Genomic DNA, 25,251 nt, shown 5'->3' with positions numbered 1-25,251 from the left:
GAAGGAGGCCATGATGCAAGCGTCTGCTGTAATGGCGCAGCAGCCACCACCGTCGGAGAGTGAGTCGAGCGGCGGTGTGCTCGGCGTCTTCGAATGGCTGGGCACCCATTTCATCGGGCTGTTCAACAAGTCCGGGGAACAGTTCGTCGGGCTGGTGACGGGAATCCTGCCCACCCTGATCGTGCTGCTCACCTTCATGTACGCGCTCACCACGTTCATCGGTGAGCAGCGCGTGACCAGGGCGGTGCAGTGGTCGGCGAGGTGGTGGATCACCCGCTACACGGTGATGCCGATCATCGCGGTGCTGATGCTGACCAACCCGATGTGCTACTCGTTCGGCCGGTTCCTGCCGGAGCGGCACAAGCCCGCGTTCTACGACTCGGCCGTGTCGTTCGTGCACCCGGTGACCACGTTCTTCCCCTACGCCAACGCCGGCGAGCTGTTCGTCTGGCTGGGCATCGCCAACGGTGTGATGCAGCTCGGGGAGTCCACCGTGCCGCTGGCGCTGCGGTACCTCCTCGTCGGGATCCTGGTGATCTTCATCCGGGGCATCGTCACCGAGAAGCTCACCGCTTTCATGATCAAGCGAACCGGCCGCACCGAGGTGTTCGCCGATTTCGACCGTGAGTTCGAGGCAGCGAGGGCGGGTGGCAAGGCATGAGCGAGATCGACGCGGAGACCCACGTTTCCCGGGCGGTGTTCGTGCGGCCCGGCGCGGGCGGCTGGGGAAGGGGCCTGCTGCTGCGGCCCGGGGCGGGGCGCACGAAGGTGCTCTCGGTGACCGGCGGCGGCATCCACCCGGTGGCGGCGCGCATCGCGGAGCTCACCGGCGCCGAGGCCGTGGACGGCTTCACCACCAGCGTGCCCGACGAGGAGGTGCTGGCGGCGGTCATCAACTGCGGTGGCACCGCGCGGATCGGGGTGTACCCGCGCAAGGGCATCCCCACCGTCGACGTCTACGCGGGAGCACCCGGCGGGCCGCTCGCCCGGTTCATCACCGAGGACCTGTTCGTCTCCGCGGTGGGTGTCGGCGACGTCGCGCCGTCGGCCGACCCCGGAGACGGGCCGCGGGAGCCCGCGCCCGAGGTCACCGGCACCGTCCCGCCCCGCTCCGAACGACCGTCCACCCGCGACGTCGCGGCCACCGTCACCGGCGGCGGCCGCTTCGGCGAGGCCTTCAACTCGGTCACCGGCGTGTTCGTCCGGTTCGGTTCCGGCGTCGGGTCGTTCGTCAACACGATGCTCTCCGCCGGGCGGCAGACGATCGATCTGACGCTGAAGACGATCCTGCCGTTCATGGCCTACGTCAGCCTGCTGCTGGGCATCGTGATGTACACGGGGGTCGCGCAGTGGATGGGGCAGGTCCTCTCGCCCATCGCGAGCAACCCGATCGGGCTGGTGGCGATCAGCCTCGTCGTGGCGCTGCCGTTCCTGTCCCCGATCCTCGGACCGGGCGCGGCGATCGCGCAGGTGATCGGCACGCTGATGGGCAGCCAGATCGCCATCGGCGCGCTGCCCGTGCAGTACGCGCTGCCCACGCTGTTCGCGATCAACGGGCAGGTGGGGTGCGACTTCGTGCCGGTGGGGCTCGCGCTCGGGGAGGCCAAGCCGGAGACGGTCGCGGTCGGCACCCCGGCCGTGCTCATCAGCAGAATGATCACCTCCCCGCTCGCGGTCGTGATTGCCTGGGCAGCGAGCTTCGGTCTGTAGGAGGACGCATGACTGTGTACTACGAGAGCACGGTGCTCCGCTCCGGTGCGGAGGCCGGGGAGATGGTCGAGGGTGGCGTGGTGATCCTCTACGCCGACCCGATCCCGGACGCGCTGGAGAGCGTGAGCGTCGTGCACGGCCCGGCGAAGGGCCCGGCGCGGGAGATCCGCCCCGGCGACGTCTTCGCGCTGGGCGAGCAGCGGCTGGATCTCGTCGCGGTGGGGGAACGCGCCCACGAGAACCTGCGCAGCCTCGGCCACATCGTCGTCTACCTCAACCCGGATGAGGGGACGTCCCTGCTGCCGGGTGCCGTGCACGCCAGGGGGACGCTGACCGTTCCCGCGGCTGGCGCGCGGCTCTCGCTGAGCGGGGGCGGATCATGAGCTGGCAGGTGGCGGTGCTGCTGGTGGCGGGCTTCGTGGTCGCCGGGGTGCTCAGCTACCGGCAGCACCTCGCGTACCAGCGGGCGGTGAACCGGCTCGCCACCGAGGAGAACCGCAGCGGGGTCCTGCTGGTGAGCGGGCGGGCGAAGGGTCGCTTGAGGGGGGCGGTCGTGCTGCTCTGCATCGACCGGCGGCGGGCGGAGGTCACCAGGGCGGTAGCGATGCAGGGCGCGTCGGTGTTCGCCGGGTTCCGGGACTGCCCGGATCTCGTCGGCCCGGTGGCCGGGGCGGAGGAGCGGGCCGGTTCCCGGGCGCTGGCGCGGGCGGTGCACGACGCCCTCGGTACCGCCGCGCGGCTGAACGCCGGTGCACTCCGGAGCCGCACCGCCTGACCGCTCTTTCCGAGGCGCCCCACGGGAACTCGCGTGGGGCGCCTCGTCGTGTCTGCACATCTGTGCAGGTCAGCGCCGCGAGGAGGGCTTGTGTGCGGCGATCCGCCGTGCTAACAAGGAGAGCACGGCGGTGCATACTAAATGCACATATGTGCAGACCGAAGGGTGTTGCGGGATGAGTTATGTCGATCGGCTGCGGGCGCGCGAGCGGGAGCTCGGCCGCCCGGTCCGGGTGGGACTCGTCGGCGCCGGCCAGATGGGGCTCGGCTTCGTCGTGCAGGCCGGCCGCATCGCGGGCATGGAGGTCGCGGCCATCGCCGACATCGCGCCGGAACGCGGGCGGCAGGCGTTCGCGCGGGCAGGCCGGGACGGTGTCGTCACCGCGGGCAGCCGGGCCGAGCTCGGCCGTGCCGTCGAGCTCGGCAGGCCGGTCGTCACCGACGACGCGATGACCCTCACCGGGCTGCCGGTCGACGTGCTCGTCGACGCCAGCGGCGTCCCCGAGGTCGGCGCGCGGGTGGCCTTCGCCGGGCTCCTCGCAGGCAAGGACATCGCGCTGCTCAACGTCGAGTGCGACGTCACCGTCGGCTTCCTGCTGGCCACGCTCGCGCGCGGCTTCGGCCGCGTCTACACCGTGTGCCGCGGCGACGAGCCGGTCGAGTGCAAGGCGCTCGTCGACCACGTGCGCGACATCGGCTTCGACATCGTGTGCGCGGGAAAGGGCAAGAACAACCCGCTCGACCCGGCCGCGACCCCGGCCTCGGTCGCCGAGCGCGCCGTGGCGAAGGGCATGAACCCGCACATGCTCGCGAGCTTCGTCGACGGGTCGAAGACCATGATCGAGATGGCGGCGCTGGCCAACGGGGCGAACCTGCGCGTCGCGAGCCGCGGGATGACCGGCCCGCACTGCACCGTGGACGGGCTGGCCGAGACGTTCCGGCCGGCCGCCGAAGGGGGAGTGCTGCCGGAGAGCGGCGTCGTGGACTACTGCACCGGGCCGGTGGCGCCCGGCGTGTTCGTGATCGGGCGCAGCGACCACCCCGTGGTCGTCGAGGAGATGGCCTACCTCGGCATGGGCAAGGGCCCGTACTACTCGTTCTACCGGCCCTACCACCTGGCGAGCGTGGAGGCGCCGCTCTCGGTCGCCGAGGCGGTGCTCGACCGCAGGCCGAGCCTCGCGCCGCGGGCGTGGAACGCCGAGGTGCTCGCCGTCGCCAAGCGGGACCTGCGGCCGGGTGAGCTCCTCGACGGCATCGGCGGCGACACCGTCTACGGCCTCACCGACAGCGCGGCCAACGCGCGTGCGGGCGGCCACGTGCCGCTCGGCCTCGCCGAGGGCGCCCGGGTGCTGCGCGAGGTGCCCGCTGGCACGGTGCTGACGTCCGGTGACGTGGCCGTCGACGAGACCACCACGATCGCCACCCTCCGCCGGCTGCAGGAGCGCCTGCTCGCCGGGGAGCCGGTCGAGTCGCTGGTCGCATGATGGATCTGCACAAGGACGCCGGTGCGGCGACGGAGATCCTCCGCACGATGTGGACCATCCGCCGGTTCGAGGAGGCGGTCGACGACATGTTCGCGCGCGGGCTCATGCACGGGACGATGCACCTCTCGATCGGGCAGGAGGCCGTGCCGGCCGGGGCGTGCCACGCGCTGGCGGAGGGCGACTACATCACCTCCACCCACCGCGGCCACGGGCACTGCATCGCGCGCGGCGCCCGGCTCGACGCGATGATGGCGGAACTGCTCGCCAAGGAGACCGGCTACTGCCGCGGGCGGGGCGGCTCGATGCACATCGCCGATGTCGCAACCGGGAACCTCGGCGCGAACGGCATCGTCGCCGGGGGCGTGCCGATCGCCGCGGGCGCCGGGCTCGCCATCCGGCTGCGCGGCCAGGACCGGGTGGCGGTGAGCTTCTTCGGTGACGGCGCGGTCAACGAGGGTGCCTGGCACGAGGGCGTGAACCTCGCCGCGATCTGGGACCTGCCGGTGGTGTTCGTCTGCGAGAACAACCAGTACGGCATGTCGATGTCCGTCGGGAAGGCGGCCAAGGTCGAGCGGCTGGCCGAGCGCGCGGCGGCGTACGGCATCCCGGGCAGCACCGTGGACGGCAACGACCCGCAGGCCGTGTACGACGCGGTGGCCGAGGCGGTGCACCGCGCCCGTGCGGGGCTGGGTCCCTCGCTCGTCGAGGCGCTGACCTACCGCTGGAAGGGACATTCCAAGAGCGACAAGAACCTCTACCGCACCCGCGAGGAGATCGAGGGCTGGCGTGAGCGGGACCCGATCACGCGGTTCGAGCGGGCGGTGGCCGGCACGCTCACCGACTCGGAGATCGCAGGCTGCCGGGAGCAGGCCCGCGACCGGGTACGCGCGGCGATCCGGACCGCGCACGCGGCCCCGGACGCCGAGGCCGCCACGCTGACCGACGCCGTCTACGCGAGGAGCGAGTGATGACCGCGGTGACGGAGGCGGCGACGGCCACCCGCACCCTGACCTACGCCGAGGCGGTGCGCGAGGCGCTCGCCCAGGCCATGACCGCCGACGAGCGGGTGTTCCTGCTCGGCGAGGACATCGGCACCTACGGCGGCGCGTTCGGCGTCACGGGCGACCTTGTGCACTCCTTCGGTGCCGAACGGGTGCGTGACACCCCGATCAGCGAGCTGGGCATCGTGGGCGCGGCGGTCGGTGCCGCCCTGGCCGGGATGCGGCCGGTGGTGGAGATCCAGTTCTCCGACTTCACCGCGCAGGCCATGGACCAGATCGCCAACCAGGCCGCCAAGATCCATTTCATGCTGGGTGGCGCGGCGAACGTACCGCTCGTGCTGCGCGCGCCGGGCGGCTCCGGGACCGGCGCGGCGGCGCAGCACTCGCAGAGCCTCGAGGCCTGGTTCGCCCACGTGCCCGGCCTGAAGGTGGTTATGCCGAGCACGCCGGCCGACGCGAAGGCGCTGCTGCTCGCGGCGATCGACGACCCGAACCCGGTGGTCGTGCTGGAACACAAGCTGCTCTACAAGGAGCGCGGCCCCGTGCCCGAGGCCGGGACGCGTGCCCGGCTCGGCGAGACGGCGGTGCGGCGCACTGGCGAGGACCTGACGATCGTGGCGACCGGAGTCATGGTGTCGCGGGCGCTGGAGGCCGCCGACCAGCTCGCGGGGCAGGGCATCCAGGCGAGCGTGCTCGACCCGCGCACGCTGAGCCCGCTCGACGACGGGACCATTGTGAACAGTGTGGTGACCACCGGTCGCGCGCTGCTGGTGCAGGAGGCGCCGAAGACGGCGGGCTTCATGGCCGAGGTCGCCGCGCGGATCGGTGAGTCGCGGGCGTTCGGCCATCTGCGCGCGCCGATCGGCAGGCTGTGCGGGCTCGACGTGCCGATCCCGTACGCGCCGCAACTCGAACGCGCCGCCGTGCCGCAAGTGGCCGACATCGTCCGCGAGGCCGGTGAGCTGGTGCGGCGATGGTGAACGGGGACAGGGAGATCCCGCTGGTCATGCCGAAGATGTCGATGACTATGACGGAGGGCACGTTCGTCGCCTGGCGCAAGTCGGTGGGCGAGGCGGTCCGGCAGGGCGAGGTCGTCTGCGAGGTGACCACCGACAAGGTCGACATGGAGGTCGAGGCGCCGGTGGAGGGCACCCTCACGCGGCTCGTCGCGGAGCCGGAGGACGTGATCGCGGTCGGCGAGCCGATCGCCTACGTCACGTCGGCGGCCGACGACCTGCTCGAAGGGCTGTTCGACGACGGGCCCGTGCCGGAACCGGAACCGGACCGCCGGCCCGAGCCCGAACCGGTGTCGGCACCGGCGTCCGCGCCCCGGGTCGCGGCCGTGCCCGCGGCCCGGCGGCTGGCTGCCGAGCGCGGGGTCGACCTCGCGACGGTCACGCCGACGGGACCGTGGCGCACGGTCCGGCTGGCCGACCTGGACGCCGCGGAAGCGCCCGCCCGCAAAGCCGGGAACGGGCGGGCGGTCGTGGCGCGGCGCATGTCCGCCAGCGCCGGGATCCCCCAGTTCGTCCTCTATCGCGACGTCGACCTGGAGGCTGCGGATACGGCCCGGCGAGGGCACGGCTGGACGGCCGTGCTCACCGCGGTGCTCGCCACCGCGCTGCGCCGGCATCCGGAACTCAACGCCACCTGGACCGAAGGACGGCCGCGGCGGCGGGAACACGTGGGCGTCGCGATCGCGGTCGACACCGAACGGGGCCTGCTGGCGCCCGTGCTCACCGACCCCGACCGGTCGGCTCTCGGCGAGCTCGCCGGCCGGATCGGCGACGTCGTGAGCCGCGCGCGGGCGGGCAGGCTGGAGCTCGCCGAGCTGTCGGCCACCGCGACGACCACGCTGTCCAACCTGGGCGGGTTCGGTGTCGAGTCGTTCCAGGCGCTGCTGACACCGCCACAGGCGACGGCGCTTTCGGTGGGCACCGTGGCGCCGAAGGCCGTTCCGGTGCCCGGCGGGATCGGTGTCCGGCTGCGCTGCACCCTCGGCCTGAGCGTGGACCACCGGGTCGCCGACGGTGCGGCCGGCGCACGGCTGCTCGCCACGGTGCAGGAGCTGCTCGACGGTGGGCTCGTATGATTTCCGCGTGGTGGAACGGAGAGGGCGCCGCCGCCGTCGTGGGCCGGACACCCCGTCCGCGGCCGGTGTGGTGCTGGCCAGCGGCGCCGGGACCCGGGTGGGGGCCGGGATGAACAAGGTCTACCTGCCGCTCGCGGGCCGCCGCCTCGTGTCCTGGTCGCTGGCCGCGTTCGGTCGCGTGCCGGAGATCGGCGTGCTCGTGCTCGTGGCGCGGCCGGAGGACGGCGAGCTCGTCGAGTGGGTGCTGGACCGCGAGGTCGACGGTTCGGCCGCCGAGGTCGTCTACGGCGGTGACACCCGGCAGGAGTCGGAGCTGCGGGCGCTGCGCCACCTCTCGGGCCGCATCGACCGTGGCGAGATCGACACCGTGCTGCTGCACGACGCCGCCCGCCCGCTGATCAGCACGGCACTGATCTCCGGCGTGCTGCACGCCGCGCGCAGGCACGGCGGGGCGATCCCCGGCCTGCCCGCCGAGGACATCGTGACCGTCGGCAGCGGTGACGGTGACGGCGCGCTGGCCGCGCGGCCGCCCGGGCAGCTCATCCGGGCGCAGACGCCGCAGGGTTTCCGGGCGGCCCCGTTGCTGGCGGCCTACGAGCGGGCCGCGCAGGAGGAGTTCCTCGGCACCGACACCGCCTCGTGCATGGAGCGCTTCTCCGAGCTGCCCGTGCGCTGGGTGCGGGGGGAACAGCACAACTTCAAGATCACTTATCCGCACGATCTCGTGGTCGCCGAGCAGGTGCTGGCGGCGGCGGAATACCAGACGTGAGGACCGCTATGGGTAACGTCGAGCACGCCACGCTGCGCTGCCACCACTGTGGCCAGGAGACGCGGCACGAGCTGGCCTACGCCGGCAGGCTGCTGGTCGTGACCTCGTGCACGCGCTGCGGCGAGAGCATCGAGCGCGATGTGCGCGGGCGCTACCTCGCCGACCTGCGGCAACGGATGCTGAGCAAACCGCGCCGCATGCTGCGCCGCTTCCGCAGGCATCCGGTCGGCTTCACCACCTCGCTGCCGCGCACGACCGTGCTCAAGCCGTGGGAGCTGGTCGAGGAGGTGCGCCTGGTGTGGCGGGCAGCGGCGGACGCCCGCAGGCACGACGACCCCACCTCGTGAGTGCGCACACGAGTTCTAACTCGCGTAGGCACTCACGAGGCGGGGCGGCGGTTACAGCACGGGGCTCTGCGTCAGCCGCGGGTCGTCCTCGACGACGCCGAGCAACTCGGCGTCGATGGCGGTCATCAGGTCCGCCTCCAGCTTGGCCCCGGCGGCCTTGACGTTCTCGTGCACCTGCTCGGGCCGGGAGGCGCCGGTGATGGCGGAGGCGACGTTGGGGTTCTGCAGGACCCACGCCACCGCGAGCTGGGAGAGGGTGAGCCCCGCCTGCTTGGCGAGCGGTTCCAGCCGCTGCACCCGGTCCAGCACCTCGTCGCGCAGGAAGCGCTTGACGAAGTTCGCGCCGCCCTTCTCGTCGGTGGCGCGGGAACCCTCGGGCAGCGGCTGGCCGGGCTTGTACTTGCCGGTGAGCACGCCCTGCGCGATCGGCGACCAGACGATCTGGCTCATGCCCTCCCGCTCGCAGGCTGGCACGACCTGCTGCTCGATGATCCGCCACAGCATGTTGTACTGCGGCTGGTTGGACACGAACGGCACGCCCAGCTCGCGGGCGATCGCCGCGCCCCTGGTGATCTGCTCGGCGGACCACTCGGACACGCCGACGTAGAGCACCTTCCCCTGCCGGACCAGGTCCGCGAAGGCCTGCATGGTCTCCTCGAGCGGCACGGTGTGGTCGAAGCGGTGCGCCTGGTAGAGGTCGACGTAGTCGGTCTGCAGGCGCTTCAGCGACGCGTGCGCCGACTCCATGATGTGCTTGCGGCCGAGGCCCTTGTCGTTCGGCCCGCCGGGCCCGGTGGGCCAGAACACCTTGGTGAAGATCTCCAGGCTCTCCCGCCGCTGCCCCGCGAGGCCGCGGCCGAGCACCGACTCCGCCGCCGTGTTGGCGTAGACGTCGGCGGTGTCGAACGTGCTGATCCCGGCGTCCAGTGCCGCCTTGATGCAGGCGTGCGCCTGTTCCTCCTCCACCTGGGACCCGTGGGTGAGCCAGTTGCCGTACGAGATCTCACTGACGGAAAGGCCGCTGCGGCCGAGACGACGAAACTCCATGGCCCCGAGCCTAGTCGCAGATGCTTCGCAAGGCTAACGACCTGGAGTGGCTCCAGCCGGAACCGCGTCAGCTCACCGGGTCGCCGGGCTTCACCCGCGGCTTGGGCACCCGGAACCGGCGGAGCTGGCTCGCCCGGACGAACGCGTACCAGCCGATGGACAGGCCCTTGACGTTCTCGTTCGGGAACTTCTGCCGCACCTGGTTGGTCACCCGGCGGCCGTTCAGGAAGCCCTCCAGCACCATCCCGAGCAGCAGCACCGTGGTCAGCAGCGTCGCGTACTGCTGCACCGCGGGGACCGGCACCAGCAGCGACACGAACACGAGCAGGGCCAGCGGCATGAACAGGCCGAGCACGTGCCGCCGCGAGTCCACCAGGTCACGCACGTACGCCTTCACCGGACCGCGGTCACGGGGGAGCAGGTAACGATCGTCGCCCGCCATCATCCGCTCCCGCCGCTCCTTCGCGGCTGCGCGGCGGTCCTCCTTGCTCACCGGGTTCTGCTTGCGCAGCTCGCGGTTGCGCCGGATCGCCTCCCGGGTGCTCCGCGGCGGCGGGGCCACCGGGCCGCGGCGTTTGCCCTCGGCCTCCCGGCGGCGGGGCGTGGCCCTGCCCTTACCCGGCGTGTAGCCGCGGGGCGTGCGGGCCTCGCCGTTCGAGTCGAGCTCGACGGCGTCGGCGTCGGTGACGTCGGCCTCTTCAGCGGTGTTACGGCGCAGGAACCTCACCTCGTCAGGGTATGGCAGCGCCGTCCGCTGATGTTCAGCCGGTCGGAAGATGTGTCACCATGGAGTAAGCGCCACGGCGTGGGAACAGAATGGGTACCAGCCCGTGTTGGCAGTGTTAGCACGTCAGCACGTCAGCACCGGTACCTGTGCAAAAAACCTTGAGGGAGAGTCATGACGACCGCTGAGCAGACCGGCAACACTCCGGCCGACGCCGGCGAGGCCACGCACGGCGTCAACCTGACCGACGCCGCGGCCGGCAAGGCGAAGGCACTGCTCGAACAAGAGGGCCGCGACGACATGCACCTGCGCATCGCCGTTCAGCCCGGTGGCTGTGCCGGCTTGCGCTACCAGCTGTTCTTCGACGAGCGCACGCTCGACGGCGACCTGTACCGCGACTTCAACGGCCTGCGGGTGGCCGTCGACCGGATGAGCGCTCCGTACGTCCAGGGCGCTGAGATCGACTTCGTCGACACCATCGAGAAGCAGGGCTTCACCATCGACAACCCGAACGCCGGCGGATCCTGCGCCTGCGGCGACTCTTTCCACTGATCCCGAACAGCACACAGGGCCGCGATCCTCGTTGATCGCGGCCCTGTGTCGTTTCCGGGGTCAGACGTACTCGTCGAGCTCGGCGACCTGGGCGTGGCAGGCGTCGTCGACCCGCCACGGCGTCGCGGCCTCGTGCTCCCGGCGGGCCGAGGGCACCTCGGGCCGTGGTATGCCGCGGCAGTCCGCGATGAGTTCGTCCATGGACTCGGGTTCTGTGGCGATGCTCACCTGCCCGAAAGTAGGGGCCTTCGTCCGTGTCCGACAGTCTTACCGCTCGGTAGTCTCGTGGTGACCGGCTGGACCACCCGACCGGGTCAGGACACGAACAGGAGCCCCGGTGGCAGCCAACGGACGAATCGCCGTGTGCGGCAGCATCGCGACCGATCACCTGATGCACTTTCCCGGCCGGTTCGCGGAGCAGCTCGTCGCCGAGCAGCTGCACCGCATCTCGCTGAGCTTCCTCGCCGATGACCTGGTGGTGCGCCGGGGCGGCATCGGCGCCAACGTCGCCTTCGGCCTCGGCGTGCTCGGCGTCTCCCCGGTACTGGTGGGTGCCGTCGGTGACGACTTCGCCGACTACCGTTCGTGGCTGCAACGGCACGGTGTCGACACCTCGGGTGTGCACGTCTCCGAGGTCGCGCACACCGCGCGGTTCGTGTGCACGACGGACGACGACCTGTGCCAGATCGCGACGTTCTACGCCGGTGCGATGGCCGAGGCCCGCAACATCGAGCTCGCCCCGATCGCGGCGCGGACCGGGGGTCTCGGCCTGGTCCTGATCAGCCCGGACGACCCGGACGCCATGCTGCGGCATGCCGAGGAGTGCAGGCAGCTCGGCTACACCTTCGCCGCCGACCCGTCCCAGCAGCTGGCCCGCATGGACGGCGCGCAGGCGCGGGAGTTCGTGGCAGGCGCGTCGTACCTGTTCAGCAACGGCTACGAATGGGAGCTGCTGCTGCAGAAGGCCGGCTGGTCGGAGGCCGAGGTGCTGGAGAGGGTCGGCACCCGCGTGACCACGCTGGGCGACAAGGGCGTGGAGATCGTCCGCGCCGACGGCCCGGCACTGCACGTCGCCGCGGTTCCCGAGACCACGAAGGCGGACCCGACGGGCGTCGGCGACGGCTTCCGGGCCGGTTTCCTCGCCGGCCTGCACTACGGGCTGAGCGTCGAGCGTGCCGCCCAGCTCGGCTCGCTCGTCGCGGTGCTCGTACTGGAGACGATCGGCCCCCAGGAATGGACGTTCGAGCGGGAGAACGCGCTCGAACGGCTGGCTGGCGCCTTCGGGGCCGAGGCCGCCGAGGAGGCTGGGGCCGTGCTGCCCGCCTGACGCCCGGCCCCCTGGCCGCAGCGATCACATACCGCGACGGCGGCCGGAAAGGATCTCACTCACTGGGATGACGGTTGTTGTCCGGGTCACATTCGGCTTACAGTGCTGGCCACATTACGGAACACGTTTCCACATTGTGGAGAGATCAGCGTGGGCAACGACGTCCGGCCGCCGAGCCAGCCCATCCTCGTGCTGGGCAAGCTGCGGCGCGTCATGGACGCCGTGGCCGGTGATCCGGCCGGCCTGACCTCCCGCCAGGTGCAGCAGGCCACCGGCCTGCCGACGAGCACCACGATCCGGCTGCTGCAGAACCTGGCCGCCGAGGGATTCCTCGACGTCGACGACGGTCGCTACGTCGTCGGCCTCCGGGTGCTGCGCTGGGCGCACACCCGGCGTGTGGACTCCCGCCTCGCGGAGCGGGCGCAGCCGGAACTGAACCTGCTGCGTGACCAGACCGGCGAGACCGCCGTCCTGTTCGTCCGCCAGGGCCTGCAGCGCGTGCTGGTCGCGCTCGCCGAGACCCGGCACGAGGTGGTGCGGCTGGTGAGCCTCGGCCAGGTGATGCCGCTGCACGCCGGGTCGGCGGGCAAGGTGTTCCTCGCCTTCGGCGAGCAGGCCCGTGAACTGGCACTGGCCGCCCCGCTGCCCGCCTGGACACCGGCCACCATCACCGACCCCGCCCGGCTGCGCAGGCACTGCGCCGCGATCCGCGACCGCGGCTGGGCCGAGAGCGTCGCGGAGCGCGACTCGGGTACCGCGTCGATCAGCGCGCCGATCTACGACCACGCCGGCAGGCTGGCCGCGGCCATCGGCATCGGCGTCCCGCAGCAGCGCTTCACCGAGGACAAGCGCGTGCGCTGGGCCGGCGCCGTCGCCGCAGCCGCGCGGCGGCTCTCCGCCGGTCTCGGGCACGACCAGAACAGCACCGCCGGTTAGGAGGCCGACCCATGCCCGGTCCAGCACGGTCCACAGGATCGGCGGGAACGGCGACGCGATCTTTCCCCGGCTGCTGCGGGCCGTCGGGCGCCCGGACCTCGCCGCCGACCCGGAGCTCGCCGGGAACGCGGCGCGCGTGCGGCGGCAGGACGAGCTCGACGGCGCGATCGCGGCGTGGACGTCGGCCCGGCCGGTGGCCGACGTGCTGGCCCGGATGGCGGAGCACTCGGTGCCGGCCGGGCCGATCGCCACCGCGGCCGACATCGTGGCGGACCCGCACTACGCGGCACGCGGCATGGTGCGGCGGCACCGGGTGGACGGGCGGGAGGTCGCCTTCCCCGGGGTGGTGCCGTCGCTGTCCCGGAGGCCGGGCGCGACCCGGTGGCTCGGTCCCGACCTCGGAGCCCACACCGACGAGGTGCTGTGCGGCCTGTTGGGCCTCGGCACCGGCGAGATCGCCGCACTGCGCGAGAGCGGCGTCGGCGCCTGACCGACCGGGTCAGAGCTTGACGGGGTACTGCGGCTCCGGGATGTCGGGCTTGATGCGGTGCTCCACGAAGATGCCGTGCCACAGCATGAACAGCAGCAGTGCCCACAGGCGCCTGCTGTGGTCGATCGTGCCGTCCCGGTGCTCGTCGAGCAGCGCCTGCACGGCCCGCTTGTCGAGCAGGTCGCCGGTCTGCGAGTCGGCGATGATGCCCCGGGCCCAGTCGTACATCTCGTCGCGCAGCCACAGCCGGATCGGCACCGGGAAGCCCAGCTTGCGCCGGTTGAGCACGTGCGCGGGCACGATGCCGTCCAGCGCGCGGCGCAGCGCGAACTTGGTGGTCTCGCGCGTGATCTTCTGGTCGAGCGGGATGCCCGACGCGATGCGGAACACCTCCGGGTCGAGGAACGGCACCCGCAACTCCAGCGAGTTCGCCATCGTCATCTTGTCGGCCTTGACGAGGATGTCACCGCGCAGCCACGTGAACAGGTCGACATGCTGCATCCGCGCCACCGGGTCCCACGCCGCCGAGGCGCGGTAGCAGGCCTCGGTGATGTCCCGGTGCCCGACGCCCTCGGTGAACGTCCGCAGCACGCCCCGCAGCTGGTCGTCCCGGAAGATCCGGGCGTTGCCGTAGTAGCGCTCCTCCAGCGACAGCGCCCCGCGGCGCAGCAGGTCCTTGCCACGCGTGCCCTCGGGGATCCGGGCCGACAGGCTGCCGAGCAGCTTCCGCACCGCACCGGGCACCTTCTCGAACGGCGCCAGCGACAGCGGTTCGCGGTAGATCGTGTACCCGCCGAACAGCTCGTCCGCGCCCTCGCCGGACAGCACCACCTTCACGTGCCTGCGGGCCTCCCTGGCGATGAACCACAGCGGTACGAGCGCCGGGTCGGCCACCGGATCGTCGAGATACCACACGATCAGCGGGAGGACGTCCATCATCTCGTCGGGAGACACGGTGCGCACCACGTGCTTCACCCCGATCGCGGCCGCCGACTCGGCGGCGACGTCGACCTCGGAGTAGCCCTCCCGCTCGAACCCGGTGGTGAACGTGATCAGGTTCGGGTTGTGCTCCTTGGCCAGCGCGGCGATCGCCGTCGAGTCGATGCCGCCGGAGAGGAACGCCCCCACGGTGACGTCCGCGCGCATGTGCTTGGCCACCGAGTCGCGCATGACCTCGGCGATCTCCTCGTGCAGCGACGCGACCTGCGCGGGACCCGACACCGGCCGCGCGTGGAACTCGGGGGAGAAGTACCGCTCGGTCTTCACGTCCCCGCCCGGCGCCACGGTGAACGACGTACCCGACTCGATCCGGCGGATCCCGGCGTGCAGCGTCTCCGGCTCCGGCACGTACTGCATCACCAGGTAGTGCTGCAGCGCCGTGCGGTCCAGCTCCTCGGCCACGTCGAGGGTCGCCGAGAGCTCCAGCAGGCTCTTCTTCTCACTGGCGAAGGCCACTCCGCCCGGCCCGGCCGAGCAGAACAGCGGCTTGATCCCGAACGGGTCACGTGCCCCGAAGACGACCTTGCGCTCGGAGTCCCAGATCAGGAACGCGAACATGCCCCGCAGCCGGCCCACCGCGGCCGGGCCGAGGTGGTGGTAGGCCGCGACGATCGCCTCCGTGTCGCCTTCTGTGGCGAACGTCGCACCGTGCTCGGCGGCCAGCTCCTCGCGCAGCTCGAGATAGTTGTAGATCTCGCCGTTGAAGTTGATCGTGTAGCGCCGCGGGTTCTCCGGGGGACCCCAGGTCAGCGGCTGGTGCGAGTGCTCGACGTCGATGATGGCGAGCCGGTTGAAGCCGTAGACCACCTCACCGTCGGCCCAGGTATCGGTCTCGTCGGGGCCGCGGTGCCGCTGGCAGCGCAGCGCCCGGCCGACCGCGTCCCGGGCCTTCGCCGCGTCGTTCTCGCTGGCACAGACCAGTCCAAGCAGGCCGCACACGCGTCTTCACACACCTTTTGCTCGTCGCCGCCGTTCGAAGGGGCAAGTATGCCGGTCCCGGAACCGGCGCCGGGGCGCTGGGTCGCGACGCACCCCTTGGACAGCGAAGCGGGGCAACTCGGCTAGGCTCCCGGCTGTCAGGAAGATCGGGCGAGGAGGCATCGCGCAGTGGGCGTTGCAAAGCGCACCCGGGCAACCCGGCCCGCCAGGGCCGCGAAGGTTGCCGCGCTCGCCGGGCTCGTCGCCGTCACGGCGACCGGTTGCTCGGGCGAGGAAGTTCTGCGGTTCGGCTGGCCGGAAGGCGTCACGCCGGAAGCGGAAAGCATGCGCCTGCTCTGGACGTGGTCCGTCATCGCGGCGCTGGTGGTCGGTGTCATCGTCTGGGGCCTGATCTTCTGGACCGTCGCGTTCCACCGGAAGAAGAAGCACGAGACCGAGCCGCTGCCGCGCCAGTTCCAGTACAACGTTCCGCTGGAACTGTTCACCGTGGTGGTGCCGGTGATCATGGTCTGCGTCCTGTTCTTCTTCACCGCCACCACCGAGAGCTCGATCCTCGACAAGAAGGACGACCCGGACGTCACCGTCGACGTGACCGCGTTCCAGTGGAACTGGGAGTTCCAGTACCCGGAGGAAGCGCCTGCCCCCGACGGTGAGCCGGTGAGCACGGTCGGCAGCTCCACGGAGGTTCCGCTGCTAGTGCTCCCCACCGACCGCGTCGTCCAGTACAACCTCCGCTCGACCGACGTGATCCACTCGTTCTGGGTCCCGGAGTTCAACTTCAAGCGGGACGTCATGCCGTACCCGGAGAAGAACAACCAGGACAACGTGTTCCAGAACACCATCGATCGTGAGGGCTCGTTCGTCGGCCGCTGCGCCGAGCTGTGCGGCACCTACCACGCGATGATGAACTTCGAGGTGCGTGCCCTCTCGCCGGACAGGTACGACCGGTACCTGGACCTGCGCAGGCAGATCAACCCTGCGACCGGCAGGCCGAACACCGCCGCCGAGGCACTGGGCGCCATGCAGGACGAGGGCTGCGGCGAGCTGTGCAGCCCGACCGCGGTGACCACGGAGCCGTTCGCCACCGACCGCAGGCTGCGCACCGCGTCCGGCTGAACCGCCCATCCGCCGGCCAAGGCGACTGAGTGAATCCAGTGAGGCAGTGACATTGTGAGGACAGGTCCATGAAGGTCGAAGCCCGGATTTTCGACATCGTCACGGTCTTTGCCTTTCTCGTGGCCGCGGTCTACGGGGTGATGACCGCCTACATGACCGAGGACGGCGTCGAGCCGATCGGCACCGTGGCGCTGATCCTCACCGGTGGCCTGGCGCTGCTGGTCGGCAGCTACTTCCGCTTCATCGCGCGGCGCATCGAGCCGCGGCCGGAGGACACCGAGGAAGCCGAGATCAGCGACGGCGCCGGCGAGCTCGGCTTCTTCAGCCCCGGTAGCTACTGGCCGGTCGCCCTCGCCGCCGCGGCCGCCATCGCCGGTGTCGCGCTCGCGTTCTTCCAGGTCTGGCTGCTCATCATGGCCATCGTCGCGCTGCTCATCGCCATCGGCGGGCTCGTCTTCGAGTACCACACGGGCCAGGAGCACCACTAGGTGCTCCGCTTCGCGCGGAGCGCCGCCGGGCTCATCGCGGCGGCCAGCACGGCGAGCATCCCGGCGAGTTCCGGCACGGTCAGCCGGTGCCCGTAGGCGAGAACGTCGACGATCACCGCCACCACCGGGTACAGGTACGACAGCAGCGCCACCGTGCCGGTGGGCAGCCTGCCGATGCTGCCGTACATGAGCACGTACAGCAGCGCCGTGTGCACGCCGCCCAGCAGCAGCAACCACAGCAGCCCGCCGGCCGAGGCGGGCAGCGGCGTGACCGCCAGCACGGGTGCGAGCAGCACGGCGCCGATCGTCAGCTGGGTGGCCGCGAGCAGGTGCGGCCGGACGTGCGAGAGCCGCTTCGCGACCAGTGACGCGCCCGCGTAGAGCACGGCGGCGCCCAGCGCGAGCGCGATGCCGCCAAGGCGCACCGGCTCTCCGCCCGCCCCCTGCGCGCCCAGTGAGATCAGCGCCACGCCACCGAACGCCACCACGGCACGTACGAGATGCCCGCGGGTCACGGTCTCGCCGAGCAGCACGGCGGCCAGGCCGACCAGCAGCAGCGGCTGCGTGTGGTAGACGACGGTGCTCACCGAGATCGACGAGAGCGTGTACGCGGTGAACAGCAGTACCCAGTTGCCCACCAGCAGCACGCCACCGAGCGCGGCCAGGCCGACGTCTCGCCTGCTCAGCGCGAGCCTGCCCGGGCGCAGCCAGCCGCGCGCGGCACACCACACCAGGAGCAGCAGCCCGCCGACGAGGCAGCGGGCGAACGCCACGGCGGGTGCCTGTGCCCCGCTCTCCAGCACGACCGCCCCGATCGTTCCCGACAGTGCCATCGCCGCCGCCCACTTGGTGAGCGCGCTCCGATCGCCAGGGACCCCGGGTGCGCCGCCCGCCGCCTGCGTCCCGATCGTCTTCGCCGTGAGCTTCGTCATGAGCACAGCCTCCGGTCGCGGCGCCGGACCGGCGAGTGGCAGAAGTGACGCCGACCGCAAAACTTGTGACAGACTGCCCGTCATGCGGGTGGATCGGGTCGCGGTCGTGGTTGCGGAGGCGGTGTCGCCGTTCGAGCTCGGCGTGGCGTGCGAGGTCTTCGGCACCGACCGCGCCGCCGACGGTATGGCCGGGTGGGACTTCGCAGTGTGCTCGCCCGGCGGCGCGCCGGTGCGGAGCTGGTCGGGGTTCGAGCTGGGCGGGCTGTCCACACTCGATGTGGCCGCGGCCGCCGACCTGCTGGTGGTGCCGACGTGTGCGCCGCGCAGCGCTCCGCCACCCGCGCCGGTGCTCGACGTGCTGAGGGCGGCGGCGGAGCGGGGTGCCTGGGTGGCCGGATTCTGCGCCGGAGTGTTCTCGCTCGGCTACGCGGGCCTGCTCGACGGCAGGCGGTGCACCGTGCACTGGGTGTACGAGAACGAGTTCGGCCGCCGCTTCCCGGCAGCCCGGGTCGATGCGCAGGCGCTCTACACCGAGGACGACGGCGTGTTCACCAGCGCGGGCACGGTCGCCGCCGTGGACCTGTGCCTGCATCTCGTGCGCAGGCTGCGTGGCGTGGCGGCGGCGACCGCGCTCGCGCGGCGCATGGTCACCTCTCCCCATCGCGCCGGCGGGCAGGCGCAGTTCGTGGAGGCGCCCGTGCCCGCCACCGGCGCACCGGACGACGCCGTGGTCGCCGAGGTGCTCGAGTGGATCGAGCGCAGGCTCGACCAGCCCGTCGGCGTCGCCGAACTCGCCCGCCGCGCGGGGCTGGGGGAGCGGACGTTCCTGCGCCGGTTCGCCACGGCCACCGGCACGACCCCGCACCGGTGGCTCACCGAGCGGCGGCTGGACCGCGCGCAGGGGCTGCTGGAGGAGGGCCGGTACCCGGTCGAGGACATCGCGCTGGCGTGCGGCTACTCGTCGGCGGCCGCGCTGCGGCACCAGTTCAAGCGCCTGCGCGGCACGTCGCCCAGTGAGTACCGGAAGACCTTCACCGGCTCGTGAGTGCCTGCGCGAGTTCTAACTCGGGTAGGCACTCACGAGGTGAAACGGGACCAGCGGGCCAGCAGGTCGGCGGCGGCACCGGAGTCGATGGCGTCGGTGGCCGACCGGAGCCCGGCGCCGAGGTCGGCCGTGAGGTCGGCGGAGAAGCCGTTGAACGCCGCGAGTGCGCCCGCGGCGTTGAGCAGCACGGCGTCGCGCACGGCACCCGGCTTCCCGTGCACCAGCTCCCGCAGCACCTCGGCGTTGGTGGCCGCGTCACCGCCACGCAGGCCCTCGGCGGTCCCGCGCGGCACGTCCAGCGCGGCCGGGTCGATGCGCTCCTGGCGGATCTCGCCACCAGACACGACCCAGGCCGAGCTCGTCGTCGTGGTGGTGATCTCGTCGAGCCCGTCGTCGCCGCGGACGAGCAGCACGCTGGCACCCCGCCGGGCGAACACCTCGGCGAGCACCCGCATCTTGTCCGGATAGGCGCAGCCGACCAGTCCCGCGCCCGGCTGCGCCGGGTTGGTCAGCGGTCCGAGCAGGTTGAACGTCGTCGGCACGCCGAGCTCCCGGCGCGGGGCGCCCGCGTGGCGGAAGCCGGGATGGAACACCGGTGCGAAGCAGAACCCGATCCCGAGCTCGCGGACGGACCGCTGCACGCCATCGGGTTGGAGATCGATCGCCACGCCGAGGGCTTCGAGCACGTCGGCGGCGCCGGACCTGGAGGAGGCCGCCCGGTTGCCGTGCTTGACCACCGGTACCCCGGCCGCCGCGACGACCACCGCCGTCATCGTGGAGATGTTCACCGAGCCGGACCGGTCGCCGCCGGTACCGACGATGTCGACCGCCCGCAGCTCGCCGAGGTCGACCCGGCGGGCGTGGGTGAGCATCGCCTCCGCCATGCCGGCGATCTCGGCGGCCGTCTCGCCCTTCGCGCGCAACGCGACGGCGAACCCGGCGATCTGCGCCGGCGTGGCCTCGCCCGACATGACCTGGTCCATCGCCCAGGCGGTGTCCGCCTCGGAGAGGTCGGTGCCGTCGACGAGCCGGTGCAGCAGGGCAGGCCAGGTGAGTGCGGCCCTGTCGGCGCTGTTTTCGGCCATGCTCACCCGCCGACGACGGGCACGCGCCGCGTGCGCAGCACGTCCGCGACGGTGCCGGCGGCGGTCAGCGGGTCCAGCGGGTGCACCAGCACCGCGTCCGCCTGCGACCAGGTCGCCAGCCAGCGGTCGTCCTTGCGCCGCACCGCCACCACGATCGGCGGGCAGTCGTCGATCTCGTTCTTGAGCTGCCGGGCGAGTCCCATGCCCCCGGTCGGCTGGGCCTCGCCGTCGAAAATGGCGAGATCGATCTCACCCGAGTCCATCTCGGTGAGCACCTCGCCGACACCGGCGGTCTCGACATAGTCGACCTTGCCGATGTCGGTGGCCGGCCTGCGGCCGACGGCGTTGATGATCGACTCGCGTACCTCGGGCCGGTGGCTGAAAACCAGGATCCTCATCGCCTGCTCGGTCATGGTGACGCGTCCTCCGGGCCCTCGGTGGTCGTGGATGTCTTGATGCTATCCGGCAACCCCCTCGCCTACCCAGGGGGTTGCAGCGCATCCCAGCCCTCCGCGTCGCCGCCGAGGCGCTGCGCGAGACCGGCCATCCGTGCTCGCTCCCGCGCGCAGGCGAGCGCGTCGAGCCGCTGGACCCGCAGTGCGTGCAGCCGCACCCGCCCGGCCTCGTGGGAGACCTCGCGCAGGTCCCAGCCGTCCTGCGCGAGCAGGGTGGCCGCCTCGGGCACGCGCTCGGCGGGCAGCAGCAGGTGGTGCCTCAGTACGGCCGGCCGTTCGGGTACCCAGTCACCCGCCCTGGCGAGGGCGGCGGAGTCGGCCTCCCCGACGGCGAACGACCCGGCGACGACGGCCAGCGCCGGATCGTCGACCTCCAGCGCCGGCACGGAAGGACGGCCGAGCCGCTCCCGGAGCCGGCGGAGCCGACCGAGCCAGCCGCCCTGCCGCCGCTCCCGCACGTCATCACTCCTTCAACGACTCACCGTAGGACCCGATCTGCGGTGCCCGTCCCGGAGAGGACATAATGCGACTCGTGACAACGGCAGCTCCCACCATCAGCCAGCGGGTGCACTCGCTGAACCGGCCGAACATGGTCAGCGTCGGCACGATCGTGTGGTTGTCCAGCGAGCTCATGTTCTTCGCTGGGCTGTTCGCCATGTTCTTCACGGTCAAGGCGCAGAACGACACGGGCCACTGGCCGCCGGTCAACCCCGCCACCGGCGAACTGATCCACCTGAACGTCCCGTACGCGCTGCCGTTCACGATCATCCTGGTGGCGTCCTCGTTCACCTGCCAGTTCGGCGTGTTCGCCGCCGAGCGGGGCGACGTCTACGGGTTGCGCCGGTGGTACCTGATCACCCTGCTGATGGGGACGATCTTCGTCGGCGGCCAGGGTTACGAGTACCTGAACCTGATCGACGAGGGTGTGACCATTCCCTCGGGTGCCTACGGCACCGTCTTCTACCTGACCACCGGGTTCCACGGGCTGCACGTGATCGGTGGCCTCGTCGCGTTCGTCTACCTGCTGATGCGAACGAGGCTGAGCAAGTTCACTCCCGCGCAGGCGACGTCGGCGATCGTCGTCTCCTACTACTGGCACTTCGTCGACATCGTGTGGATCGGCCTGTTCGCGGTGATCTACATCATTCCGTGATGTCCATTACCGCCTGCCACCGTCGGCCGGACTGACAGCAAGGGTTGCCGATAAAGATGACCACCAGCAAGAACGCCGCCACCGCATCGACGCGGCGGGCCACGCGCCGATCGAAGTTCCGCAGGCGCGTCGCCGGCCTGCTCACGCTCGGTCTCGCGCTGCTGAGCGCAGGCGCCCTGTACGCCGTGTTCGCGCCGGAACCGCAGACCGCGCAGGCGCAGACCGATCCCGCGCTGCTGCGCAAGGGCGCGGAGATCTACAACAACACGTGCATCAGCTGTCACGGCTCGAACCTGCAGGGTGTCGAGGACCGGGGGCCGAGCCTGATCGGCATCGGCGAGGCCGCGGTGTACTTCCAGACCTCCACCGGCCGCATGCCGATGGTGCGCCAGGAGGCACAGGCGCAGCGCAAGCCCGTGAAGCTGACACCCGAGGAGATCGACGCGCTGAGCGCCTACGTCCAGGCGCACGGCGGCGGCCCGGAGCGGCCCGCCGAGAGCGGCGAGGCGCTGCAGGGCTCCAACCCGGCACGCGGCGGCGAGCTGTTCCGGCTGAACTGTGCGTCCTGCCACAACTTCACCGGCCAGGGTGGCGCGCTGTCCTCCGGCAAGTTCGCCCCGCACCTGGAGCCGGCCAACGAGGAGCAGATCTACACCGCGATGCTCACCGGGCCGCAGAATATGCCGAAGTTCTCCGACCGGCAGCTCACCCCGGACGAGAAGGAAGACATCATCGCGTTCGTCAAGTCGGTGTCGGAGGGCAGCAACGCTCCTGGCGGTAACCCGCTCGGCGGGCTGGGACCGGCCTCCGAGGGCGTCATCGCGTGGGTCGTGGGGATCGGCGCCTTGATCGGCGTGACGTTGTGGATTGGATCGAGGGCATAGGCACATGAGTAGCGGTAACGAGCCAGGAGCTACGCCGCCGCCCAGCGAGGCGGAGCTCGAGGCGATGGACCGGGACCAGCTCGTCAAGCTGGGCACGAACCTCGACGGTGTCGAGATCGTCAACTACCCCCAGCCATGGCCGGTCGCGGGAACCAGGGCGGAGAAGCGCGCCGAGCGTGCGGTGGCGCTGTCGTTCACCATCTCCGCGCTGGCCGGGCTGGCCTTCGTCGCTGCGCTGATCTGGTGGCCGTGGGAGTACGAGCGGTCGGTCGGGGACGAAGGCTTCTCCTGGTACAGCCTCTACACTCCGGTGCTCGGCGTGACCATGGGCGTCTCGATCCTCGCGCTCGCGGCAGGCGCCCTGCTCTACACCAAGCGGTTCATCCCGGACGAGCTGGCGGTCCAGCAGCGCAGCGACAACATGGGCAAGGGCTCCGCCGAGGTCGATCGCAAGACGATCCTCGCTCAGCTCTCCGACGCGGGCAGCCGCAGCACCATCGCGCGCCGCTCGTTGATCAAGCGCAGTGCGGGGCTCAGCGCGGGTGTGCTCGGGCTCGGCGCGGTCGCGCTGCCGCTGGCCTCGTTCATCAAGAACCCGTGGGCCGAGGCCAACACCAAGGAGTCGCTCAAGCACACCGGCTGGACGAAGCAGTTCCCGGGCGAGGTGGTGTACCTGCGCCGCAACACCGGCCGGCCGGAGGAGGTCTCGCTGGTGCGGCCCGAGGACCTGGACGCGGGCGGCATGGAGACGGTGTTCCCGTTCCGCGAGTCCGAGCGCGGGGACCACGAGGCCCTCTCGCACGCGCTGCGCCGCGCCGACAACCCGGTGATGCTGATCCGCCTGCGTCCCGGCGACGCCGACCGCGTGGTCAAGCGCAAGGGCCAGGAGGACTTCAACTACGGCGACTACTACGCCTACACGAAGGTCTGCAGCCATGTCGGATGCCCGACCTCGCTGTACGAGCAGCGGACCAACCGCATCCTCTGCCCGTGTCACCAGTCGCAGTTCGACGCACTGCAGTACGCCAAGCCTGTGTTCGGGCCGGCCACCCGTGCTCTCGCGCAGCTGCCGATCACGGTGCACACTGACGGGTACTTGATTGCACGGCACGATTTCATCGAGCCGGTCGGTCCGGGTTACTGGGAGCGCAGCTCATGAGTTCACTTACGACGCCGACCAGGGGATCCGGCGCGCTGGAGAAGCAGGCCGCCGAGGCCGCGGAGAACGCCGACTCGCGCTACGTCCTCGCGAAGGGCATGCGGCACCAGCTCAACAAGGTGTTCCCCACGCACTGGTCGTTCCTGCTCGGCGAGATCGCGCTCTACAGCTTCATCATCCTGATCCTGTCCGGGGTGTACCTGACCTTCTTCTTCGACCCCTCCATGGAGGAGGTCGTCTACACCGGGCCGTACCAGAACCTCGCCGGCGTCGAGATGTCGCGGGCGTTCGAGAGCACGCTGGAGATCTCCTTCGAGGTCCGTGGCGGGCTCTTCGTGCGGCAGGTGCACCACTGGGCGGCGCTGATCTTCGTGGCCGCGATGATGGTCCACATGTTCCGGATCTTCTTCACCGGAGCGTTCCGCAGGCCGCGTGAGGCCAACTGGGTCATCGGCGCGCTGCTGCTGATCCTGGGCATGTTCGAGGGCTTCTTCGGCTACTCGCTGCCGGACGACCTGCTCTCCGGTACCGGTATCCGGGCCACGCTGTCCGGCATCACGCTCTCCGTGCCGGTGATCGGGACCTGGGCGCACTGGGCGCTCTTCGGCGGGGAGTTCCCCGGCACGCTGATCGTGCCGCGCATGTACACCCTGCACATCCTGATCATTCCGGGCATCATGCTGGCGCTCATCGCCGTGCACCTCGCGCTGGTCTGGTACCAGAAGCACACCCAGTTCCCCGGCGTGCGGCGCAAGGAGACCAACGTCGTCGGCGTCCGGATCATGCCGGTGTTCGCGCTCAAGGGCGGTGCGTTCTTCGCGCTGGTCACCGGTGTGATCGCCCTGATGTCCGGGTTGTTCCAGATCAACGCGGTGTGGAACCTCGGCCCGTACATCCCGTCGATGGTGTCGGCGGGCTCGCAACCGGACTGGTATCTGGCCTGGGCGGACGGCATCCTGCGGATCTGGCCCGCGTGGGAGCTCTATCTGGGCAACTACACGGTGCCGCCGGTGTTCTTCGCCGGCGCGATCGGGATGGGTGTGCTGTTCACGGCGCTGATCATCTATCCGATGGTCGAGCGCAAGCTGTCGAAGGACACAGCGCACCACAACCTGCTGCAGCGGCCGCGGGACGCGCCGGTACGCACGAGCCTCGGCGTGATGGCCCTGACGTTCTTCATGGTCATCGAGGCGTCCGGCTTCAACGACATCATCGCCTACGCGTTCGACATCTCGCTGAACGCGACCGTGTGGGCGGGGAGGATCTTGGTGCTGCTGGCGCCGCCACTGGCGTACTTCATCACCTACCGCATCTGCCTCGGCCTGCAGCGGGCCGACCGCGAGGTGCTGGAGCACGGGGTGGAGACCGGCATCATCAAGCGGCTCCCGCACGGTGAGTTCATCGAGATCCACCAGCCGCTGGGCCCGGTGGACGAGCACGGCCACCCGGTGGCGCTGGAGTACCAGGGCGCTCCGGTGCCGAAGAAGATGAACAAGCTGGGCTCCGCGGGCAAGCCCGTACCCGGTTCGCTCATCTCGCCGGACCCGGCGGAGGAGACCGCCGCGCTGGAGCGTGCCGGTGCCGACCAGCCGGACTACTCGGGCGGCGAGCTGGAGGCCCCGCAGCCGGAGGAGGCCGCCGCGGGTCCCACTCGCGAGACCTGAGTCGCGCCGACCGCCGAGCGGGCGCCGTCACCCCGGGGTGACGGCGCCCGCTCCGCGTCGGGCGCTGTGGCGCCCGTGC

General features: G+C 71.1%; 29 protein-coding genes. 21 read left to right on the top strand and 8 right to left on the bottom strand.

Translation table 11 applies throughout. The annotated features are described in order from the left end of the window. Positions 1–13: 13 nt before the first annotated feature. The 10 genes from srlA to JAP66_RS04140 all read left to right on the top strand — a co-directional run bounded on the left by srlA (position 14) and on the right by JAP66_RS04140 (position 8,177). Positions 14–661 (top strand): PTS glucitol/sorbitol transporter subunit IIC, encoded by a 648-nt coding sequence (gene srlA / locus JAP66_RS04185; protein WP_235998750.1) that lies wholly within the window; start codon positions 14–16, stop codon positions 659–661. Beyond that, the gene (gene srlE, locus JAP66_RS04180; protein WP_199430211.1) at positions 658–1,710 is read left to right on the top strand and encodes a PTS glucitol/sorbitol transporter subunit IIB; all 1,053 of its coding nucleotides are present in this window, start codon (positions 658–660) and stop codon (positions 1,708–1,710) included. Before srlA ends, srlE begins: the two co-directional genes overlap by 4 nt. Positions 1,711–1,718: 8 nt before the next feature. Beyond that, positions 1,719–2,093 carry a PTS glucitol/sorbitol transporter subunit IIA gene (locus JAP66_RS04175; protein ID WP_199430210.1) on the top strand — a complete coding sequence of 125 codons (375 nt, stop codon included), beginning with the start codon at positions 1,719–1,721 and terminating at the stop codon, positions 2,091–2,093. Beyond that, entirely contained in the window at positions 2,090–2,485 is a 396-nt protein-coding gene (locus JAP66_RS04170; RefSeq protein WP_199430209.1) for a transcriptional regulator GutM, read from the top strand. Before JAP66_RS04175 ends, JAP66_RS04170 begins: the two co-directional genes overlap by 4 nt. Positions 2,486–2,660: 175 nt before the next feature. Continuing rightward, positions 2,661–3,968 (top strand): NAD(P)H-dependent oxidoreductase, encoded by a 1,308-nt coding sequence (locus tag JAP66_RS04165; protein WP_199430208.1) that lies wholly within the window; start codon positions 2,661–2,663, stop codon positions 3,966–3,968. Continuing rightward, positions 3,968–4,936 (top strand): thiamine pyrophosphate-dependent dehydrogenase E1 component subunit alpha, encoded by a 969-nt coding sequence (locus JAP66_RS04160; protein ID WP_199430608.1) that lies wholly within the window; start codon positions 3,968–3,970, stop codon positions 4,934–4,936. The genes JAP66_RS04165 and JAP66_RS04160 overlap by 1 nt, the downstream gene beginning before the upstream one ends. Then, entirely contained in the window at positions 4,936–5,949 is a 1,014-nt protein-coding gene (locus JAP66_RS04155; protein ID WP_199430207.1) for an alpha-ketoacid dehydrogenase subunit beta, read from the top strand. The genes JAP66_RS04160 and JAP66_RS04155 overlap by 1 nt, the downstream gene beginning before the upstream one ends. Beyond that, the gene (locus JAP66_RS04150; protein ID WP_199430206.1) at positions 5,943–7,061 is read left to right on the top strand and encodes a dihydrolipoamide acetyltransferase family protein; all 1,119 of its coding nucleotides are present in this window, start codon (positions 5,943–5,945) and stop codon (positions 7,059–7,061) included. Before JAP66_RS04155 ends, JAP66_RS04150 begins: the two co-directional genes overlap by 7 nt. A 7-nt stretch (positions 7,062–7,068) precedes the next feature. Beyond that, entirely contained in the window at positions 7,069–7,830 is a 762-nt protein-coding gene (locus JAP66_RS04145) for an IspD/TarI family cytidylyltransferase (protein WP_307849428.1), read from the top strand. An 8-nt stretch (positions 7,831–7,838) separates the two neighbouring features. Beyond that, positions 7,839–8,177 carry a hypothetical protein gene (locus JAP66_RS04140; RefSeq protein ID WP_199430205.1) on the top strand — a complete coding sequence of 113 codons (339 nt, stop codon included), beginning with the start codon at positions 7,839–7,841 and terminating at the stop codon, positions 8,175–8,177. A gap of 51 nt (positions 8,178–8,228) precedes the next feature. On the opposite strand, the gene JAP66_RS04135 is transcribed toward JAP66_RS04140, so the two are convergent. Further along, positions 8,229–9,224: an aldo/keto reductase family protein gene (locus JAP66_RS04135; protein ID WP_199430204.1), complete on the bottom strand. Its 996-nt coding sequence runs from the start codon at positions 9,222–9,224 to the stop codon at positions 8,229–8,231. 67 nt (positions 9,225–9,291) lie between these two features. After that, positions 9,292–9,951, bottom strand: a complete 660-nt coding sequence (locus JAP66_RS04130) for a DUF3043 domain-containing protein (RefSeq protein WP_199430203.1) — start codon at positions 9,949–9,951, stop codon at positions 9,292–9,294. A 171-nt stretch (positions 9,952–10,122) separates the two neighbouring features. On the opposite strand from JAP66_RS04130, the gene JAP66_RS04125 reads away from it, so the two are divergent. Continuing rightward, on the top strand, positions 10,123–10,500 hold the full coding sequence (locus tag JAP66_RS04125) for a HesB/IscA family protein (protein ID WP_199430202.1): 378 nt from the start codon (positions 10,123–10,125) through the stop codon (positions 10,498–10,500). A 60-nt stretch (positions 10,501–10,560) separates the two neighbouring features. On the opposite strand, the gene JAP66_RS04120 is transcribed toward JAP66_RS04125, so the two are convergent. Then, positions 10,561–10,728 carry a hypothetical protein gene (locus JAP66_RS04120; RefSeq protein WP_199430201.1) on the bottom strand — a complete coding sequence of 56 codons (168 nt, stop codon included), beginning with the start codon at positions 10,726–10,728 and terminating at the stop codon, positions 10,561–10,563. A 109-nt stretch (positions 10,729–10,837) separates the two neighbouring features. On the opposite strand from JAP66_RS04120, the gene JAP66_RS04115 reads away from it, so the two are divergent. The 3 genes from JAP66_RS04115 to JAP66_RS04105 all read left to right on the top strand — a co-directional run bounded on the left by JAP66_RS04115 (position 10,838) and on the right by JAP66_RS04105 (position 13,253). Then, positions 10,838–11,827 carry a carbohydrate kinase family protein gene (locus JAP66_RS04115; protein ID WP_199430200.1) on the top strand — a complete coding sequence of 330 codons (990 nt, stop codon included), beginning with the start codon at positions 10,838–10,840 and terminating at the stop codon, positions 11,825–11,827. Positions 11,828–11,977: 150 nt separating this feature from the next. Next, positions 11,978–12,763, top strand: a complete 786-nt coding sequence (locus JAP66_RS04110) for an IclR family transcriptional regulator (RefSeq protein ID WP_199430199.1) — start codon at positions 11,978–11,980, stop codon at positions 12,761–12,763. A gap of 37 nt (positions 12,764–12,800) precedes the next feature. Next, a complete protein-coding gene (locus JAP66_RS04105; RefSeq protein ID WP_199430606.1) occupies positions 12,801–13,253 on the top strand; it encodes a CoA transferase in 453 nt (150 codons plus the stop codon). Between the two features lie 9 nt (positions 13,254–13,262). Here JAP66_RS04105 and asnB read toward each other — a convergent pair whose 3' ends face one another. Then, a complete protein-coding gene (asnB, locus tag JAP66_RS04100; RefSeq protein WP_199430198.1) occupies positions 13,263–15,191 on the bottom strand; it encodes an asparagine synthase (glutamine-hydrolyzing) in 1,929 nt (642 codons plus the stop codon). 168 nt (positions 15,192–15,359) lie between these two features. On the opposite strand from asnB, the gene ctaC reads away from it, so the two are divergent. Together ctaC and JAP66_RS04090 are read left to right on the top strand one after the other, a co-directional pair. Next, the gene (gene ctaC, locus JAP66_RS04095) at positions 15,360–16,307 is read left to right on the top strand and encodes an aa3-type cytochrome oxidase subunit II (RefSeq protein WP_199430197.1); all 948 of its coding nucleotides are present in this window, start codon (positions 15,360–15,362) and stop codon (positions 16,305–16,307) included. Between the two features lie 68 nt (positions 16,308–16,375). Further along, positions 16,376–16,795 carry a cytochrome c oxidase subunit 4 gene (locus JAP66_RS04090; RefSeq protein WP_199430196.1) on the top strand — a complete coding sequence of 140 codons (420 nt, stop codon included), beginning with the start codon at positions 16,376–16,378 and terminating at the stop codon, positions 16,793–16,795. Here the strand turns inward: JAP66_RS04090 and JAP66_RS04085 are convergent. Next, on the bottom strand, positions 16,792–17,628 hold the full coding sequence (locus JAP66_RS04085) for a DMT family transporter (RefSeq protein WP_199430605.1): 837 nt from the start codon (positions 17,626–17,628) through the stop codon (positions 16,792–16,794). The genes JAP66_RS04090 and JAP66_RS04085 overlap by 4 nt on opposite strands. A gap of 181 nt (positions 17,629–17,809) precedes the next feature. Between JAP66_RS04085 and JAP66_RS04080 the strand changes: the two genes are divergently transcribed. Beyond that, on the top strand, positions 17,810–18,772 hold the full coding sequence (locus tag JAP66_RS04080) for a GlxA family transcriptional regulator (RefSeq protein WP_199430195.1): 963 nt from the start codon (positions 17,810–17,812) through the stop codon (positions 18,770–18,772). A 32-nt stretch (positions 18,773–18,804) separates the two neighbouring features. Here JAP66_RS04080 and trpD read toward each other — a convergent pair whose 3' ends face one another. The 3 genes from trpD to JAP66_RS04065 form a co-directional block, all read right to left on the bottom strand. After that, complete coding sequence (gene trpD / locus JAP66_RS04075) at positions 18,805–19,857, bottom strand: anthranilate phosphoribosyltransferase (protein ID WP_199430194.1); 1,053 nt, start codon at positions 19,855–19,857, stop codon at positions 18,805–18,807. Between the two features lie 2 nt (positions 19,858–19,859). Further along, on the bottom strand, positions 19,860–20,270 hold the full coding sequence (locus tag JAP66_RS04070) for a hypothetical protein (RefSeq protein ID WP_199430193.1): 411 nt from the start codon (positions 20,268–20,270) through the stop codon (positions 19,860–19,862). A 65-nt stretch (positions 20,271–20,335) separates the two neighbouring features. After that, positions 20,336–20,770, bottom strand: coding sequence for a ribonuclease E inhibitor RraB (locus JAP66_RS04065; protein ID WP_372448938.1), 435 nt, complete (start codon positions 20,768–20,770; stop codon positions 20,336–20,338). Positions 20,771–20,835: 65 nt separating this feature from the next. Between JAP66_RS04065 and ctaE the strand changes: the two genes are divergently transcribed. The 4 genes from ctaE to qcrB are packed head-to-tail and all read left to right on the top strand — an operon-like array spanning position 20,836 to position 25,172. Continuing rightward, the gene (gene ctaE / locus JAP66_RS04060; protein ID WP_199430192.1) at positions 20,836–21,465 is read left to right on the top strand and encodes an aa3-type cytochrome oxidase subunit III; all 630 of its coding nucleotides are present in this window, start codon (positions 20,836–20,838) and stop codon (positions 21,463–21,465) included. A gap of 56 nt (positions 21,466–21,521) precedes the next feature. Continuing rightward, entirely contained in the window at positions 21,522–22,349 is an 828-nt protein-coding gene (qcrC, locus tag JAP66_RS04055) for a cytochrome bc1 complex diheme cytochrome c subunit (protein ID WP_199430191.1), read from the top strand. Positions 22,350–22,353: 4 nt separating this feature from the next. After that, positions 22,354–23,508, top strand: a complete 1,155-nt coding sequence (qcrA, locus tag JAP66_RS04050) for a cytochrome bc1 complex Rieske iron-sulfur subunit (RefSeq protein WP_199430190.1) — start codon at positions 22,354–22,356, stop codon at positions 23,506–23,508. Further along, a complete protein-coding gene (qcrB, locus tag JAP66_RS04045) occupies positions 23,505–25,172 on the top strand; it encodes a cytochrome bc1 complex cytochrome b subunit (RefSeq protein WP_199430189.1) in 1,668 nt (555 codons plus the stop codon). Before qcrA ends, qcrB begins: the two co-directional genes overlap by 4 nt. Positions 25,173–25,251 lie beyond the last annotated feature (79 nt).

The organism is Qaidamihabitans albus (assembly GCF_016464705.1).
GTDB classification, from domain to species: Bacteria; Actinomycetota; Actinomycetes; order Mycobacteriales; family Pseudonocardiaceae; genus Qaidamihabitans; species Qaidamihabitans albus.
This window is presented reverse-complemented; position numbering and strand designations above follow the sequence as displayed.

Excerpts from the sequence above, each read along its gene's own strand:
- srlA (WP_235998750.1), top strand. The coding sequence starts at position 14 with ATGCAAGCGTCTGCTGTAATGGCGCAGCAGCCACCACCGTCGGAGAGT.
- srlE (WP_199430211.1), top strand. The coding sequence starts at position 658 with ATGAGCGAGATCGACGCGGAGACCCACGTTTCCCGGGCGGTGTTCGTG.
- JAP66_RS04175 (WP_199430210.1), top strand. The coding sequence starts at position 1,719 with ATGACTGTGTACTACGAGAGCACGGTGCTCCGCTCCGGTGCGGAGGCC.
- JAP66_RS04170 (WP_199430209.1), top strand. The coding sequence starts at position 2,090 with ATGAGCTGGCAGGTGGCGGTGCTGCTGGTGGCGGGCTTCGTGGTCGCC.
- JAP66_RS04165 (WP_199430208.1), top strand. The coding sequence starts at position 2,661 with ATGAGTTATGTCGATCGGCTGCGGGCGCGCGAGCGGGAGCTCGGCCGC.
- JAP66_RS04160 (WP_199430608.1), top strand. The coding sequence starts at position 3,968 with ATGGATCTGCACAAGGACGCCGGTGCGGCGACGGAGATCCTCCGCACG.
- JAP66_RS04155 (WP_199430207.1), top strand. The coding sequence starts at position 4,936 with ATGACCGCGGTGACGGAGGCGGCGACGGCCACCCGCACCCTGACCTAC.
- JAP66_RS04150 (WP_199430206.1), top strand. The coding sequence starts at position 5,943 with ATGGTGAACGGGGACAGGGAGATCCCGCTGGTCATGCCGAAGATGTCG.
- JAP66_RS04140 (WP_199430205.1), top strand. The coding sequence starts at position 7,839 with ATGGGTAACGTCGAGCACGCCACGCTGCGCTGCCACCACTGTGGCCAG.
- JAP66_RS04135 (WP_199430204.1), bottom strand. The coding sequence starts at position 9,224 with ATGGAGTTTCGTCGTCTCGGCCGCAGCGGCCTTTCCGTCAGTGAGATC.
- JAP66_RS04125 (WP_199430202.1), top strand. The coding sequence starts at position 10,123 with ATGACGACCGCTGAGCAGACCGGCAACACTCCGGCCGACGCCGGCGAG.
- JAP66_RS04090 (WP_199430196.1), top strand. The coding sequence starts at position 16,376 with ATGAAGGTCGAAGCCCGGATTTTCGACATCGTCACGGTCTTTGCCTTT.
- JAP66_RS04085 (WP_199430605.1), bottom strand. The coding sequence starts at position 17,628 with ATGGCACTGTCGGGAACGATCGGGGCGGTCGTGCTGGAGAGCGGGGCA.
- JAP66_RS04080 (WP_199430195.1), top strand. The coding sequence starts at position 17,810 with ATGCGGGTGGATCGGGTCGCGGTCGTGGTTGCGGAGGCGGTGTCGCCG.
- trpD (WP_199430194.1), bottom strand. The coding sequence starts at position 19,857 with ATGGCCGAAAACAGCGCCGACAGGGCCGCACTCACCTGGCCTGCCCTG.
- JAP66_RS04070 (WP_199430193.1), bottom strand. The coding sequence starts at position 20,270 with ATGACCGAGCAGGCGATGAGGATCCTGGTTTTCAGCCACCGGCCCGAG.
- ctaE (WP_199430192.1), top strand. The coding sequence starts at position 20,836 with ATGCGACTCGTGACAACGGCAGCTCCCACCATCAGCCAGCGGGTGCAC.
- qcrC (WP_199430191.1), top strand. The coding sequence starts at position 21,522 with ATGACCACCAGCAAGAACGCCGCCACCGCATCGACGCGGCGGGCCACG.
- qcrA (WP_199430190.1), top strand. The coding sequence starts at position 22,354 with ATGAGTAGCGGTAACGAGCCAGGAGCTACGCCGCCGCCCAGCGAGGCG.
- qcrB (WP_199430189.1), top strand. The coding sequence starts at position 23,505 with ATGAGTTCACTTACGACGCCGACCAGGGGATCCGGCGCGCTGGAGAAG.